Annotated in this window: 14 protein-coding genes; 8 read left to right on the plus strand and 6 right to left on the minus strand. The window is 72.9% G+C overall.

What is annotated here, in order from left to right:
• The first annotated feature begins 69 nt into the window (after positions 1–69).
• Positions 70–1,257: an acyl-CoA dehydrogenase family protein gene (locus M8H82_RS09080; RefSeq protein WP_250071982.1), complete on the plus strand. Its 1,188-nt coding sequence runs from the start codon at positions 70–72 to the stop codon at positions 1,255–1,257.
• Positions 1,254–1,730 (plus strand): nitroreductase family deazaflavin-dependent oxidoreductase, encoded by a 477-nt coding sequence (locus M8H82_RS09085; protein WP_250071983.1) that lies wholly within the window; start codon positions 1,254–1,256, stop codon positions 1,728–1,730. Before M8H82_RS09080 ends, M8H82_RS09085 begins: the two co-directional genes overlap by 4 nt.
• Here M8H82_RS09085 and M8H82_RS09090 read toward each other — a convergent pair.
• Positions 1,725–2,330 (minus strand): LysE family translocator, encoded by a 606-nt coding sequence (locus M8H82_RS09090; RefSeq protein ID WP_250071984.1) that lies wholly within the window; start codon positions 2,328–2,330, stop codon positions 1,725–1,727. The genes M8H82_RS09085 and M8H82_RS09090 overlap by 6 nt on opposite strands.
• A gap of 82 nt (positions 2,331–2,412) precedes the next feature.
• Here M8H82_RS09090 and M8H82_RS09095 point away from each other — a divergent pair, with 82 nt between their 5' ends.
• Positions 2,413–2,865, plus strand: a complete 453-nt coding sequence (locus tag M8H82_RS09095; RefSeq protein WP_250071985.1) for an Lrp/AsnC family transcriptional regulator — start codon at positions 2,413–2,415, stop codon at positions 2,863–2,865.
• 130 nt (positions 2,866–2,995) lie between these two features.
• Here M8H82_RS09095 and M8H82_RS09100 read toward each other — a convergent pair whose 3' ends face one another.
• Entirely contained in the window at positions 2,996–3,643 is a 648-nt protein-coding gene (locus M8H82_RS09100; protein WP_250071986.1) for a TetR family transcriptional regulator, read from the minus strand.
• A gap of 122 nt (positions 3,644–3,765) precedes the next feature.
• Between M8H82_RS09100 and M8H82_RS09105 the strand changes: the two genes are divergently transcribed.
• The 3 genes from M8H82_RS09105 (at position 3,766) to M8H82_RS09115 (ending at position 7,641) form a co-directional block, all read left to right on the plus strand.
• Positions 3,766–4,485 (plus strand): VOC family protein, encoded by a 720-nt coding sequence (locus M8H82_RS09105; protein ID WP_250071987.1) that lies wholly within the window; start codon positions 3,766–3,768, stop codon positions 4,483–4,485.
• A 163-nt stretch (positions 4,486–4,648) separates the two neighbouring features.
• On the plus strand, positions 4,649–6,982 hold the full coding sequence (locus tag M8H82_RS09110) for a PQQ-binding-like beta-propeller repeat protein (RefSeq protein ID WP_250071988.1): 2,334 nt from the start codon (positions 4,649–4,651) through the stop codon (positions 6,980–6,982).
• Positions 6,983–7,146: 164 nt separating this feature from the next.
• Positions 7,147–7,641 carry a hypothetical protein gene (locus tag M8H82_RS09115; RefSeq protein WP_250071989.1) on the plus strand — a complete coding sequence of 165 codons (495 nt, stop codon included), beginning with the start codon at positions 7,147–7,149 and terminating at the stop codon, positions 7,639–7,641.
• Positions 7,642–7,647: 6 nt separating this feature from the next.
• On the opposite strand, the gene M8H82_RS09120 is transcribed toward M8H82_RS09115, so the two are convergent.
• From M8H82_RS09120 to M8H82_RS09130, 3 genes are read right to left on the minus strand one after another with little or no spacing between them, the layout of a single operon-like run.
• Positions 7,648–8,421: an enoyl-CoA hydratase/isomerase family protein gene (locus M8H82_RS09120; protein WP_250071990.1), complete on the minus strand. Its 774-nt coding sequence runs from the start codon at positions 8,419–8,421 to the stop codon at positions 7,648–7,650.
• Positions 8,418–8,834: a Zn-ribbon domain-containing OB-fold protein gene (locus M8H82_RS09125; RefSeq protein WP_250071991.1), complete on the minus strand. Its 417-nt coding sequence runs from the start codon at positions 8,832–8,834 to the stop codon at positions 8,418–8,420. The genes M8H82_RS09120 and M8H82_RS09125 overlap by 4 nt, the downstream gene beginning before the upstream one ends.
• A gap of 6 nt (positions 8,835–8,840) precedes the next feature.
• A complete protein-coding gene (locus M8H82_RS09130; RefSeq protein ID WP_250071992.1) occupies positions 8,841–9,989 on the minus strand; it encodes a lipid-transfer protein in 1,149 nt (382 codons plus the stop codon).
• Between the two features lie 85 nt (positions 9,990–10,074).
• Between M8H82_RS09130 and M8H82_RS09135 the strand changes: the two genes are divergently transcribed.
• Positions 10,075–11,625 (plus strand): FadD3 family acyl-CoA ligase, encoded by a 1,551-nt coding sequence (locus tag M8H82_RS09135; RefSeq protein WP_308293240.1) that lies wholly within the window; start codon positions 10,075–10,077, stop codon positions 11,623–11,625.
• Between the two features lie 33 nt (positions 11,626–11,658).
• Here M8H82_RS09135 and M8H82_RS09140 read toward each other — a convergent pair whose 3' ends face one another.
• The gene (locus M8H82_RS09140) at positions 11,659–12,111 is read right to left on the minus strand and encodes a phospholipase (protein WP_250071993.1); all 453 of its coding nucleotides are present in this window, start codon (positions 12,109–12,111) and stop codon (positions 11,659–11,661) included.
• Between the two features lie 227 nt (positions 12,112–12,338).
• Between M8H82_RS09140 and M8H82_RS09145 the strand changes: the two genes are divergently transcribed.
• Positions 12,339–13,004 carry a DUF5701 family protein gene (locus tag M8H82_RS09145; RefSeq protein WP_374211635.1) on the plus strand — a complete coding sequence of 222 codons (666 nt, stop codon included), beginning with the start codon at positions 12,339–12,341 and terminating at the stop codon, positions 13,002–13,004.
• The last annotated feature ends 45 nt before the right edge of the window (positions 13,005–13,049 follow it).

Genomic DNA, 13,049 nt, shown 5'->3' on the forward strand with positions numbered 1-13,049 from the left:
TCCCTCTGGGCATCTCGATCCGGCCCTCATAATATGACGGACCGTCAGATCCGGAGGGAAGGGGCAGCGATGGACGCCGGTTTCACCGCCGAACAGGTCGAGATCCGCCGCACGCTCCGCGAACTGCTCCACAAGCGGTGCGGCTCGGAGGAACTGCGCGCCGCGGTCGACACCCCGGCGGGTCACGACCCCGCCCTGTGGACCGCCCTCTCCGGACAACTCGGCCTGCCGGGCCTCGCCCTCCCCGAGACCTACGGCGGAGCCGGCTGCTCGGCGACCGAACTCGCCCTGGCAGCGGAGGAACTGGGGCGTCTGCTCACCCCGTCCCCCTTCCTCGCCACCGCCGTCCTCACCGCCCCGCTGATCCTCGCCCTCGGCACCGACGGCCGGCGCGCCGAGCTGCTGCCCCGCATCGCCGACGGCTCCCTCACCACCGCCCTCGCCGCCCCCACCGCCTGCCTCGCCCTCACCGGCGGCAACGACGGCGACTGGGCGGGCGGCGGACGCGCGGGAGGCGTGCAGGCCCGGCGCGCATCGGCCGCCGCGTGCAGCGACGGCTGGCGCCTGTACGGAGAGATCCCGCACGTCCTCGACGGCCACAGCGCCGGAATCCTCCTCGTCGCCGCCCACACCGGCGGCTTCGCCCGCTCCCGCACCGACCTCTTCCTGGTCCGCGGGGACGCCGACGGACTCGTCCGGACCCGGCAGACCGCCCTGGACTCCACGCGTCCGTTGGCCCGGCTCCAACTCCGGGACACACCGGGCCGGCTGCTGGGGGAGGAAGGCGCCGACGTCCTCGCTGAACTCGCCCGCCTCGGAGACACCGTCGCCGCCGTCCTCGCCTGCGAGGCCGTCGGTGCCGCCGACCGGGTGCTGGAGCTGACCGTCGACCATGTGAAGCAGCGGGAGCAGTTCGGCCGCCCGATCGGCTCCTTCCAGGCCGTCAAGCACCGCCTGGCCGATGTGTACGTCCAGGTCCAGGCGGGCAGGTCAGCGGCCTACTACGCGGCCTGGGCCACCGCGCACGAGGAACGCGTCGGCGGGCTCGCCCTGGCCCAGGCACTGGAGGCTCTGCGGAGTGCCGCGGGGGAGGCGGTTCAGTTGCACGGGGGGATCGGTTTCACCTGGGAGCACGAGGTTCACCTGTACTTCAAGCGGGCCGCGGGCGACGAGCTGCTGTTCGGGCCGGTGCACCGGCTGCGGGCGCACGCGGCCGGGGCGGCGCGGCTCTTCGGGGCGCGGGAGGTGCGGATGTGATCGGCGTCCGGCTGGTGCAGAAGGTGTCCTCGACGCGCGGCTTCGCCAAGGTCGCCCCGCATGTGGTCCCGGCGCTGGACCGTGCCGTGCACCGGCTCACCCGGGGCCGGGTGCTGCTCAGCGCCCGGCTGCTGCCCGGGGTGATCCTGACCTCCACCGGCGCCCGCAGCGGACTGCCCCGCCGCACGCCCCTCGCCTGCATGCCGGAGCCGGAGAAGGGGACCTGGATCCTCGTCGGCTCCAACTTCGGCCGGCCCGGCCATCCCGCCTGGACCGCCAACCTCCTGGCCCGTCCCGACGCCGAGATCAACTGGAAGGGCGCCGACATCCCCGTGACCGCGCGGCTGCTCCAGGGCGAGGAGCGGGCGGCCGTATGGCGGTCGGCGCTCGCCTTCTGGCCGCCCTACGCCACGTACCAGGCGCGGGTGGAGCGGGAGATCCGGCTCTTCAGGCTCGTACCGCGGGACTCATAGCGTGTGCTGGACCAGCAGGAACGCCCCGATGCCGAGCATCGCCGCCCCGGAGGTCCGGGTGACCGCCCGGGCCGCCGCCGGGCGGGCGCCGAGGAGCGCGCGGGCACCGAGGCCGACCGCGAGGTAGACGGCGGCGCAGCACGCCATGTGGAGCAGTCCGAGCGCGGCGGTCTGCGCCGGGACCGGCAGCCGGCCGCCGTCGGTGACGAGGAACTGCGGCAGCACCGACAGGTACAGCAGCAGCCCCTTCGGGTTCAGCCCGCTGATCATGGCCCCGCGCAGGAACACCCGGCCCTCGGTGCCGGCCGCCGCCCCGGGCACCCCCGGTCGGCGCAGCACGCTCCAGCCCAGCCACACCAGATACGCCGACCCGGCCACCGTCAGCCCGGTCAGCAGCGCGGGTGAGCCCGCGACCAGGACGGCGAGACCGGCGGCCGCCAGCACGGTGTGCAGGGCGTACCCGCTCACCAGTCCTCCCACGGCCCGGCCCACCGAGCCGCCGCGCAGTCCCGCCGAGATCGCGTACGCCCAGTCGGCGCCCGGCACACAGACCAGCAGCAGGTCGAGCGCGAGGAAGGAGAGGAGGGTTCCGGAGTCCATGCCGGGCAGATTAGGCGGGAATGGCCCGAAAGTGTTGTCGAAGTTTGCTCGACATCCCATGGCGTGAGGGAAGATCTGCCCCATGGACGACGTAGACCGGAAAATTCTTGCCGAGCTCCAGCAGGACGGACGGCTGACCGTGACCGAGCTGGCCGGACGGGTGCGGCTGAGCGTCTCGCCCTGCCACCGGCGGCTGCGCGAGCTGGAGCGGTCGGGGGCGATCAGCGGCTACCGGGCCGTCGTGGAGCCGACGGCCGTGGGGCTGACCTTCGAGGCGCTGGTCTTCGTCTCCATGCGGCAGGAGGACCGGGACACGGTCGCCGGGTTCGAGCGGGCCATCGGCGAGATCGAGCACGTACTGGACGCCCAGCGGCTGTTCGGGGAGCCGGACTATTTGCTCCGGGTGGCCACCGCCGACCTCGCCGCCTTCCAGCGGCTGTACGACGAGCGGCTCGCCACCCTGCCCGGGGTGCAGCGGCTGACCTCGACGCTGGTGATGAAGCATGTCGTCCGGGACCGGCCGCTGCCCGCGTAAGAGCCTGAGAGCCGCTGCCCGCACACAAACACGGCAGGCGGCGGTCCACCCGGTGCCCACCGGGATGAACTGCCGCCTGCCTGACAGGACGTGGGGCCTGGAGAGACCGAAAAAGAGGGTTCCGGCGCCGCTACTTGGACGGCTTCTTGCCGGTCACGCCCAGATGCACCAACAGGGCCAGATTGGGCTTGAGTTCGGCCTGCTTGACGCCCCAGGACTGGAAGCCCTTCTGGTGCGAGGCCACCGCCGCGAGCATCGCGACGAGCGAACCCGCGACCGCGGCCGGGTTGACGTCCTTGTCGACCTTGCCCTTGGTCTGCAACTCCGCGACCGCGTCCGCGAGGGAGTTGTTCACCGAGTTGAGGATCTTCATCCGGATCTTGTAGAAGCGCTTGTCGCCCTCGGCGGCGCCGAGGTCCACCACGCGCAGGATGGCGTCGTTCTTCCGCCAGAACTCCAGGAAGCCGTCGACGAGTTCCTGCGCGGTCTGCCAGCCGGACTTGCCGACCCACGACCGCCCCGCGAGGAGCTCGGTCAACCCGGCGCCCTCCGCGGCCATTTGCTCGGCGACCTCCAGGACGGCGCCCTCGACGTCCGGGAAGTACTGGTAGAAGGTGGCGGGCGAAGTGCCCGCCTTCCGGGCGACATCGATGACTTTGACGTCCCGGTAGGGAGAGGAGCTGAGCATCTCGCTGAGGCAGTCGAGCAGCTTCTGCCGGGTCGCCTGCCCACGCCGGCCGGCCACGCGGCCGTCGACGGTACGCACTTGTCCTGTCATGCCGTCAGCTTACCGAGGGGTGATCGGAGCGCGATTCGGCCGACTGCAAATGGGGTGCCCGGCTGCCCGGAGCCTGGTGTGCCTGGTCTGCGGCGTGCACAAGGGGCCGTTACTTTGGCGACATGGCCGAAAACAGGGCATCCGGGTATGTCGAGGGCGTCCCCTGCTGGGTGGACGCCCAGCTCCCCGACGTCGAGGCGGGCAAGCGGTTCTACGGTGAGCTCTTCGGATGGAGCTTCGACGAGCGGGGGTACGCGCTCAAGGACGGCGAGCCGGTCGCCGCGCTCGTCCCCAAGACGGACGGACGGATGCCGACCGTCTGGACGGTCCATTTCGCCACCCCCGACGCCGGGGCGCTGGTCCGGCGGATCCGGGAGGCGGGCGGCCAGATCGTCACCGCCCCGGTCGAGGCCGGCGCCGGGGACGGGGTGACCGCCCTGGTCACCGACCCCGAGGGCGCCGTCTTCGGCCTCTGGCAGGCGGGCAGCCACCCCGGCTTCGGGCGCCGCCACGAACCGGGCACCTTCGCCTGGGCCGAGCTGTACGCCCGGGACACCGAGACCGCCAACGACTTCTACGGCGACCTCTTCCACGAGGCCCTGTTCGGCCCCGGCGCCCGGCCCGACTTCGGCCGTGCCCCCGTCTCCGACGTCTTTCCCGCCGAGATGCCGCCCCACTTCCTCGTCCACTTCGCCGTCGAGGACTGCGCGGAGGCCGTCGAAGCCGTGCAGGGACTGGGCGGACGTGTCCAGGCTCCACCCTTTGAGACGTCGTACGGCACGGTGGCCGTCGTCACCGACAATCAGGGGGCGTCGTTCGCGCTGCTCCAGCGCTCGAACTGAGGCTTTTGTCCGGAGACACCCCGATCTGGCCCCGGGTTCGCAACCATGCCCGCGGACAGGAAGAATCGGGGTGCGTGCCGCCATGGCGGTTCGGTGGTGAGACGCTGCACGGGGTCGCGTACATACGTGGGTGACGCGGCCCGTACGGGGAGGTGGCAGGCAAGTGGTGGATCAGCTGACACAGCACGATCCGCGGCGTATCGGGCCGTTCGAGGTGCTGGGACGGCTGGGGGCCGGCGGCATGGGGCTGGTCTATCTCGCGCGCTCGGCGTCCGGGCGACGGGTCGCGATCAAGACGGTCCGCACGGAGCTCGCCGAGGACCAGCTCTTCCGCGTCCGCTTCACGCGCGAGGTCGAGGCGGCCCGGGCCGTCTCCGGCTTCTACACCGCGGCCGTGGTCGACGCCGACCCGCGCGCCGCCGTGCCGTGGCTGGCCACCGCGTACGTCCCCGCGCCCTCCCTCGAAGAGATAGTGAACGAGTGCGGGCCCCTGCCGGCCCAGGCGGTGCGCTGGCTGGCGGCGGGCGTGGCGGAGGCGCTGCAGTCGATCCACGGCGCCGGCCTGGTCCACCGCGACCTCAAGCCCTCCAACGTCCTCGTCGTCGAGGACGGCCCCCGGGTGATCGACTTCGGTATCGCCTCCGGCGTCTCGAACACCCGTTTGACGATGACGAACGTCGCCGTCGGCACCCCCGCCTACATGTCCCCCGAGCAGGCGAAGGACTCCCGCAGCGTCACGGGCGCGAGCGATGTCTTCTCGCTGGGCTCGATGCTGGTGTTCGCGGCCACGGGCCACCCGCCCTTCCACGGCGCCAACCCGGTGGAGACGGTCTTCATGCTGCTCCGGGAGGGCCCGGACCTCGAAGGCCTCCCGGACGAACTGCGCCCGCTCATCGAGTCCTGCATGCAGATGGAGGCGACCGCCCGCCCCAACCCCGCCGACCTCCAGGCCCAGCTCGCACCGCACCTGTTCGGCTCCGGCTCGGACGACAGCGGTACGGCGTCGGCGTGGCTGCCCGAGCGGGCGGTGAGCCTGATCGAGGCGCGCCGCAACGGCCGCCCGCCGGCCAGGACGGGCCCCGGTTCGGGCCGCAGCGCCGGCCGCGCGGTACCGCCGCCGCCCCCGCACGCGCCCCCCGTCCCGGTCGGCGCCCCCGACACCGGCCCGGTGCGCCTGGCGGGCGCCCAGGTCCCGATCGGACCGGGACCGCGCGTCGCCGACGCCCGTGCCGCCGCCGTGAAGGCGCCGCCGCCGGAGGCCGGGCTGGTCGCCTCCTGGTCCAAGCCGCGCCCGGGAGTCAACGGTACCGATGCCGCCGTGGGCCCCGCCGTGCCCCCGGCACCGGCCGCGGCCCCGGAGGCGGCGAGCGGCTGGCGCCCCTGGCGGTTCCGCATGTCCAACGACGTGTGGGGCACGCCCGCGGTCTCCGGCGACCTGGTCTACGTCACCTCCTTCGAGGTGCACGCGCTGGACGTCGGCACCGGACGCCGCCGCTTCAAGACGAGGGACGTCGCCTGGTCGATGGCGGTCGCGGACGGCCGTATCCACGCCTCCGACGGACCCACCCTCTTCGCCCTGGACTGCCGCGAGGGCGGCGACTTGTGGCGGCTGCCGACGGACGCCTGGGTCTACTCCCTCAAGGCCGAACGCGGCACCGTCGTCACCGGCACCCGCGGTGGCGGGGTGCAGGGCTGGGAGGCGTCCACCGGGCAGAAGCTGTGGGAGCTGACCGGCGCCCAGACCGACTTCGAGACCCCCGAGGCGGGCCCCGCGCTCCACGAGGGCACGGTCTACGTCTGGCAGGACGCCCGGCTGCGCGCCCTGGACGCCCGCACGGGCGACGAGCGCTGGTCGTACCCCATCGGCGACGCGGCGTCCTGCGGCGGTGTCCCGGTCCGGGTCTCGCAGGCGGTGGACGGCTATGTCTACGTCTCCGCCGGCACCCGGGTCCTCGCGCTCGACGTCACCTCGGGGCAGGTCCGCTGGCACTTCGAGGCCCCGGCGGTCTTCCTCTGCCCGCCGGCCTTCGTGCCGGGCCCGGCGGTGACCGGCGGGGGCGTGTACCTCGCCGACTACCTCGGCACGGTGTACGCCCTGGACGCGACCGACGGCCGCGACCGCTGGCGGATCGCCACGGAGGCCAGATCCTCCATCGAGCCGGTACTGGTGGCCGCGGGCCATGTGCACGTGGGCAGCGGCAAGGGGCTGTACACGCTGGACGCGGTCACCGGCACGCCGAAGTGGCGGTTCCAGGCGGGCGGGGAGATCGTGGGGGCGCCGTCGGTGGCGGAGGGCCGCATCCACTTCGGCTCCACCGACCATCTGCTCTACACCCTCAAGGCCGACGACGGCCGCCTGCGCTGGAAGCTGGCGACCGGCGGCGAGATCACCGGGTCGCCGCTGGTGCGGGACGGGGTGGTGTACGCGTGCAGCAAGGACCGGTGCGTGTACGCGCTGGACGCGGAGAAGGGCACGGGCACCGCGCGCACGGCGTGAGGCGGGGGACGGCCGTCGTGCCGGGGCACGGAAAGGGGTCCGGACGGCGGCCGCCGCTGCCGGGAGCGGCCGGGAGGCCGCTCTCCACCCCGACGCTACGCCGGGGACGACCCGGTCGCCACGCGGTGACATGATCGTGACAGGTGGTCAGTAGGCTCGCCGTCATGGATCTTCGGGGGCGCAAACTCAAGTTCGCAGCGGTGACGACCATGGTGGTGCTGGCGCTGTCCGGCTTCTCGTCGGGCCGCGGCACCGGCGGCAGCGGCGGGGACGGTGACTCGGGCGGCGGGTGCAGCAGCTCCGGCCAGGACCACGACGGTTCGTCCTCGCGCCAGGACGACGACCACGACGGCTCCGGCTCGGGCGGCTCCGGTTCCGCCGAGGTGGTCCAGGACAGCACGGTGGAGCTGGTGAGCTGCGCGACCGAGGCGGACCCGTACGCGGTCGTCGAGGTCAGCAACCCGAACGGCGTCAGCGACCGGGTCACCGTTGTCGTCCACTTCCTGGACGACCGGTCCGCCGTGGTCGATCTGCGGACCGTGGAGCAGGTCGTCCCCGCTAACGAGACGGTGTCGGTGCAGGTCGACCTCCCCGACGCGGCCGTGGCGGCCCGGGTCGACCACTGCGAGGCCGACCTGATGCCCGGCACGACCGGTTGACGGCCCTCACCTCACCCGAGGGCTCCCGGTCCGTCGCCCCGCGAACAGCTCCGCCTGCCGCTCGGCGGGCGCGTTCCCGAGCGCGATGAGCTGCGGGGCCTGGGCGAAGGCCGGGGCGCGGGCCGCCTCCTGGGCCGCCCACAGGGCACGGACGGTGCCCTGGACGGCCTCGGTGGGGTGGCCGGCGATGACACCGGCGCACTGCAGTGCGGCAGCCAAGTGTCCGCCCTCCTCCGTGACTTCGGAGACCAGACCCACCTCGTGGGCCCGCCGGGCGGAGATCCGCTCGGCGGTGCCCATGAGCATCATCCGCGCGACCTCGCCCGCGGGCATCCGCTGCGCCATCAGCGCCGACTCGTAGGCGCTGACCATGCCGTAGGTCGTGTGCGGGTCGAAGAAGGCGGCCGTGGGGTCGGCGACCACGAAGTCGCACTCGCCCAGCAGGTAGAAGGCCCCGCCGCAGGCCATCCCCCGCACCGCCGCGACGACCGGCTTCCACAGGTCGTTGGACTTGGGCCCGATCCTCAGCAGCGGATCGTCCTGCGAGTACGGCGAGTTCGGCTGCGGCACCACGGCATCCCGGTCGATCCCGGTGCAGAAGGCCCGCTCCCCGGCGCCGGTGAGCACCAGCGCGCGCACGGAGTCGTCGAACCGGAACGCCCGCCAGGTGTCGGCGAGTTCCCGTGCCGTGGCCAGGTCGATGGCGTTGAGCCGCTCGGGCCGGTTCAGGGTGACGACGGCGACGCCGCTGTCCGGGTCGGCGCGGACGCGCAGGTTCACGGCCGCTCCAGGACCCACTGCGGAAGCCCGCCGGGAGCGAAGACGACCTGCACCCGGGCCCCGATGCGCACCCGCTCCGGCGGCAGGGAGCCGAGCGGCTCACCGGCGCGGCCGACGAGGTTGCCGACGAGGCGGATCCGGGGCGCGTCGACGAGTTCGACGAGCACGACGTTGTACGGCGCCCGCGCCGCGTACTCCGGCAGCAGGGGCGGGTGCGGGACGACGTAGGACCAGATGCGGCCGTGTCCCTTCACGGGCCGCCATTCGCTCCCGAAGGACCGGCAGTGCGGGCAGCACGGCCGGGGCGGGAAGCGCGGCTCGCCGCAGTCGGCGCAGGTCTGCACGCGGAGTTCACCGCGGGCGGCGTACCGCCAGAAGGGGGCGCCGTCGGCGTCGGTGACGGGGGAGAGCATCCTGGATCAACTCCTCAGGAGCAGCGCGGAGGTGGGCACGCCCTCGCCGGCGGTGACGAGGCAGGCGGCGGCGCCGGGTACCTGGGCGGTGCTGGTGCCGCGGAGCTGCTTGACGCCCTCGGTGATGAGGTTGAAGCCGTGGACGTACGCCTCGGAGAGGCCGCCGCCCCCGGTGTTCAGGGGCAGCCGTCCGCCGATCTCCAGGGCGCCGCCCTCGGTGTACGCCCCGCCCTCCCCGCGTCCGCAGAAGCCGTAGCCCTCCAGGGAAAGCGGGACGAGCGGGGTGAAGGCGTCGTAGATCTGGGCGACGTCGATGTCCTGCGGGGTGAGGTCGGCGTGCTTCCACAGGTGCCGGGCGGCGGTCCAGGCGGGGCCGGTGAGGGGGTCGTCGTTCCAGTAGTTGACCATGCCGTGGTGCTGGGCGGGCAGGCCCTGGGCGGCGGAGTGGACGTAGACGGGCCGCCGGGCGCAGTCCCGGGCCCGCTCGCTGCTGACCACGACACAGGCCAGCGCGCCGTCCGTCTCCAGGCAGTTGTCGTAGAGGCAGAGGGGTTCGCTGATCCAGCGGGAGGTCATGTACATCTCGCGGGTGAGCGGGCGGTCGTACATGATCGCGGCCGGGTTCTGGTTGGCGCGGTTGCGGCAGGCCAGGGCGACGTTGAACAGGTGGTCGCGGGTGGTGCCGTACTCGTGCATGTGGCGGCGCGCCAGCATGGCTATCTCGTCGACCGGGCGCAGCAGCCCGAAGGGCCGGGTCCACTGCGCGGGGGTGGGGAGTTGGACTCGGGTGTCGGTCCAGGGCCTCGGCCCGCTGCCCCGCTTGCGTGAGCGCCAGGCGACGCCGACCGTGGCCTGGCCGGCCGCGATGGCGGCGGCGAGGTGGGCGACGGTGGCGCACGAACCGCCGCCGCCGTAGCCGACCTTGCTGAAGAAGGTGAGGTCACCGAGGCCGACCGCCTTGGCCAGCTCCACCTCGTCCGTCTCCTCCATGGTGTAGGAGGCGAGCGCGTCGACCTCGCCCGGCGCGATCCCGGCGTCGTCGAGCGCGGCCAGGACGGCCCGGCAGGCGAGGGTGCGCTCGTCCTCGGGGAGTTGCTTGGCGAAGGCGGTCTGCCCGATGCCCACGATGGCGGTGGCGTCCTTGATCCCGGCCATGCTGCCCCTCCCGTTCGGCGTCGCTGACAGGTCGTCAGGTTATAGCTAATCTGACGGGTAGTCAGCTAGTGGTGGGGAGGCCGTTGTGCGCGGTGACATGGAGTGGGGCAGCATTCCGGGGCTCGTCCGGTACGCGGCCGAGCGGTACGCCGACGCCGAGGCGGTGGTGGAGGGCCGTACCCGGATCTCCTACGCCGACCTGGGCGAGCGGGTCTCGCGGTCCACGGCGGCGTGCCTCGCGCACGGCATCCGGCCGGGGGACCGGGTGGCGATCTGGGCGCCGAACTCCCTGGACTGGATCGTGGCGGCGCTGGGCGCGGTGTCGGCGGGGGCGGTCCTTGTGCCGCTGAACACCCGGTTCAAGGGGACCGAGGCGGCGGACGTGCTGCGGCGCAGCGGGGCGCGGCTGCTGTTCGTGACGGGGACCTTCCTGGGGACCTCCTACGTCGCCTCGCTGCGGCGGGCAGGGCCGGCGTCGCTGCCCGCGCTGGAGCGGGTGGTGGTGCTCGCGGACGACGCGCCGGACTTCTTCACGACCTGGAAGGACTTCCTGGCGGCCGGGGAGGGGCTGGCGGGCGACCCGGCCGACGTGGGCCCTTCGTCGCCGTCGGACATCGTCTACACCTCCGGTACGACGGGCAGCCCGAAGGGGGCGGTGATCACACACGGCCAGACCCTGCGGGCGTACGGGATCTGGAGCGACCTGGCGGGGCTGCGCCCGGGCGACCGCTATCTGATCGTGAACCCCTTCTTCCACACCTTCGGCTGGAAGGCCGGGGTGATCGCCAGCCTGATGCGCGGGGCGACGATGATCCCGCAGCCGGTGTTCACCGTGGACACGGTGCTGGCGAACGTGGCGGCGGAGGGGGTCTCGGTGCTGCCGGGCCCGCCGACGCTGCTGCAGTCCCTGCTGGACCACCCCTCCCGCGGGGCCTTCGACCTCTCGGCGCTGAGGCTGGTGGTGACGGGGGCGGCGGTGGTCCCGCTGCGGCTGGTGGAACGGCTCCGCTCCGAGCTGGGCGTGGCCACGGTGCTGACCGCCTACGGCCTGTCGGAGGCGAGCGGGATCGTGACGATGTGCCGCCGGGGGGACGACCCGGCGGTGATCGCCTCGACGTCGGGCCGGGCGATCCCGGGGACGGAGGTGCGGGTGGAGGCCCCGCCCGGGGAGCCCGGCGAGATCCTGGTCCGCGGATTCAACGTGATGCGGGGGTACTGGCAGGACACGGCGGCCACGGCGGAGGCGCTCACGCCGGACGGCTGGCTGCGCACGGGGGACGTGGGCGTCCTGGACGCGGCGGGCAACCTGCGGGTGACCGACCGCATCAAGGACATGTACATCGTCGGCGGCTTCAACGCCTATCCGGCGGAGATCGAGCAACTCCTCGGCCTGCACCCGGACGTGGCGGACGTGGCGGTGGTCGGGGTGCCCGACGCGCGGCTGGGGGAGGTGGGGCGGGCGTACGTGGTCCGGCGGCCCGGTTCCGTGCTGACGGCGGACGACCTGATGGCGTGGTCGCGCCGGGAGATGGCGAACTACAAGGTGCCGAGGTCGGTGGAGTTCGTGGCGGAGCTGCCGCGGAACGCGAGCGGGAAGGTCGTCAAGAGGGCGCTGCGGGGGACGCCGGAGACGTGATCCGGCGTCCCTGGTGCGTGCGTGCGGCCCGGCTCAGCCGAAGGCGCGAACGGCCTGGTAGTAGGTCCAGGCGGTGCTGTTGCAGGCGGTCTTCGTGGCGCCGCCGTAGTTGTTGCACACGCGCTTGAGGTCCTCGTAGAAGGCGCTGTCCAGGCGGGACTTGTTGGCGCTGAAGGTGCCGGCGGCCTTGTAGTTGCGGTAGCCGAAGTCGTGGCGGGCGCAGGACATCTGGAACGGGAAGCCGAAGGGGTTGTCCGGCGAGGTGGAGCAGTAGTCGGTGGACCAGTCGAAGCCGTAGGCCGCCCAGGCGCCCTGGTTGGCCCGGGCGGAGGCCCACGCGTTGTAGCTGCTTGCGCTGGTCTGGGTCCAACTGGACAGGACCTGCGGCTTGTCGGCGGGAGCGGCGTCGGCCGCGGTCGCGGTGGCGACGGCGGTGACGAACGCCAGGGACGAGGTTGCCAGTGCGGTACCGAGTCTGCGGTGCATCCCACACCTCCATGAGGCTGCCACCCGACTGTCGGGAGGCAGGTTCATGTCATGAGGATGCTCACGTTCTATGCGCGTTCACACCGGGCGGGACCAAATTGCTTGCGAACGGCGGGAGGTGAAGGGTGATCAGGTGGTGAACGAAGGGACCGAGTGCGCGGGAACAAACGTCCGCCGTCCGTCGTTTGACCCGAGCCGACATGATCCCTTCCTCCCCGAGGAGTACCTTGCCCTCTTCCACCGACAGCCCTGCCGTCCTGCCGGGGCTCGTGACACAGGCGGAGCGCCTGATCGAACTCGGCGTGCACACGGTCGCGGGAATCACCGCCGACGAGATGCGGGCCTATGCCGAGAAGGCCGAGGGCGCCCCGGGTGCCGCCGCGGCGGAGGGCGCCCTGCTGGCCGTCCACCCCCGCCGGGCCCCCGCCTCGGCCCTCGCCCCGCTCCTGCGCCGCGACGGCAAGCCCGGGTTCGTCGTCACGGACATGCCGGACGTCGACGAGTTCGCCCCGTGCGCCGTCGAACTCCCGGACGCCCCGCTCTACCTGGTCCACGGCGTCGACCGCGGCGACGACATGGCGAACTGGAGCCCGGAGGAGGCACTGCCCGCGCTCACCGAGCGCACCCGTACCCCGCTGGTGCTCACCGAGGGCATCCACTGGATCCTCCAGCAGCCGGCCGTCCTGGAGCGCAACCGCTGCTTCATGACCATCGGCTCCCGGCTCCGCAAGCCCAACGGCACGCTGGACGCCCGCACCCCGGCGATCTGGATCAGCAACGGCACGGGCCGGGACGGCAAGGAGCGCCGCAACGCCCCCAAGGTCGGCTGGTGCTGGTGGGGCAACCGCCACACCTGGCTGGGCTTCGGCTCGGCCACCACCCGCACGTCCTAGCCGCCGTCCCGGCCCCGGACACACCTCGGCCGCGACGGCTCCCCC

The sequence above is a fragment of the Streptomyces sp. YS415 genome (genome assembly GCF_023544665.1).
GTDB lineage: Bacteria > Actinomycetota > Actinomycetes > Streptomycetales > Streptomycetaceae > Streptomyces.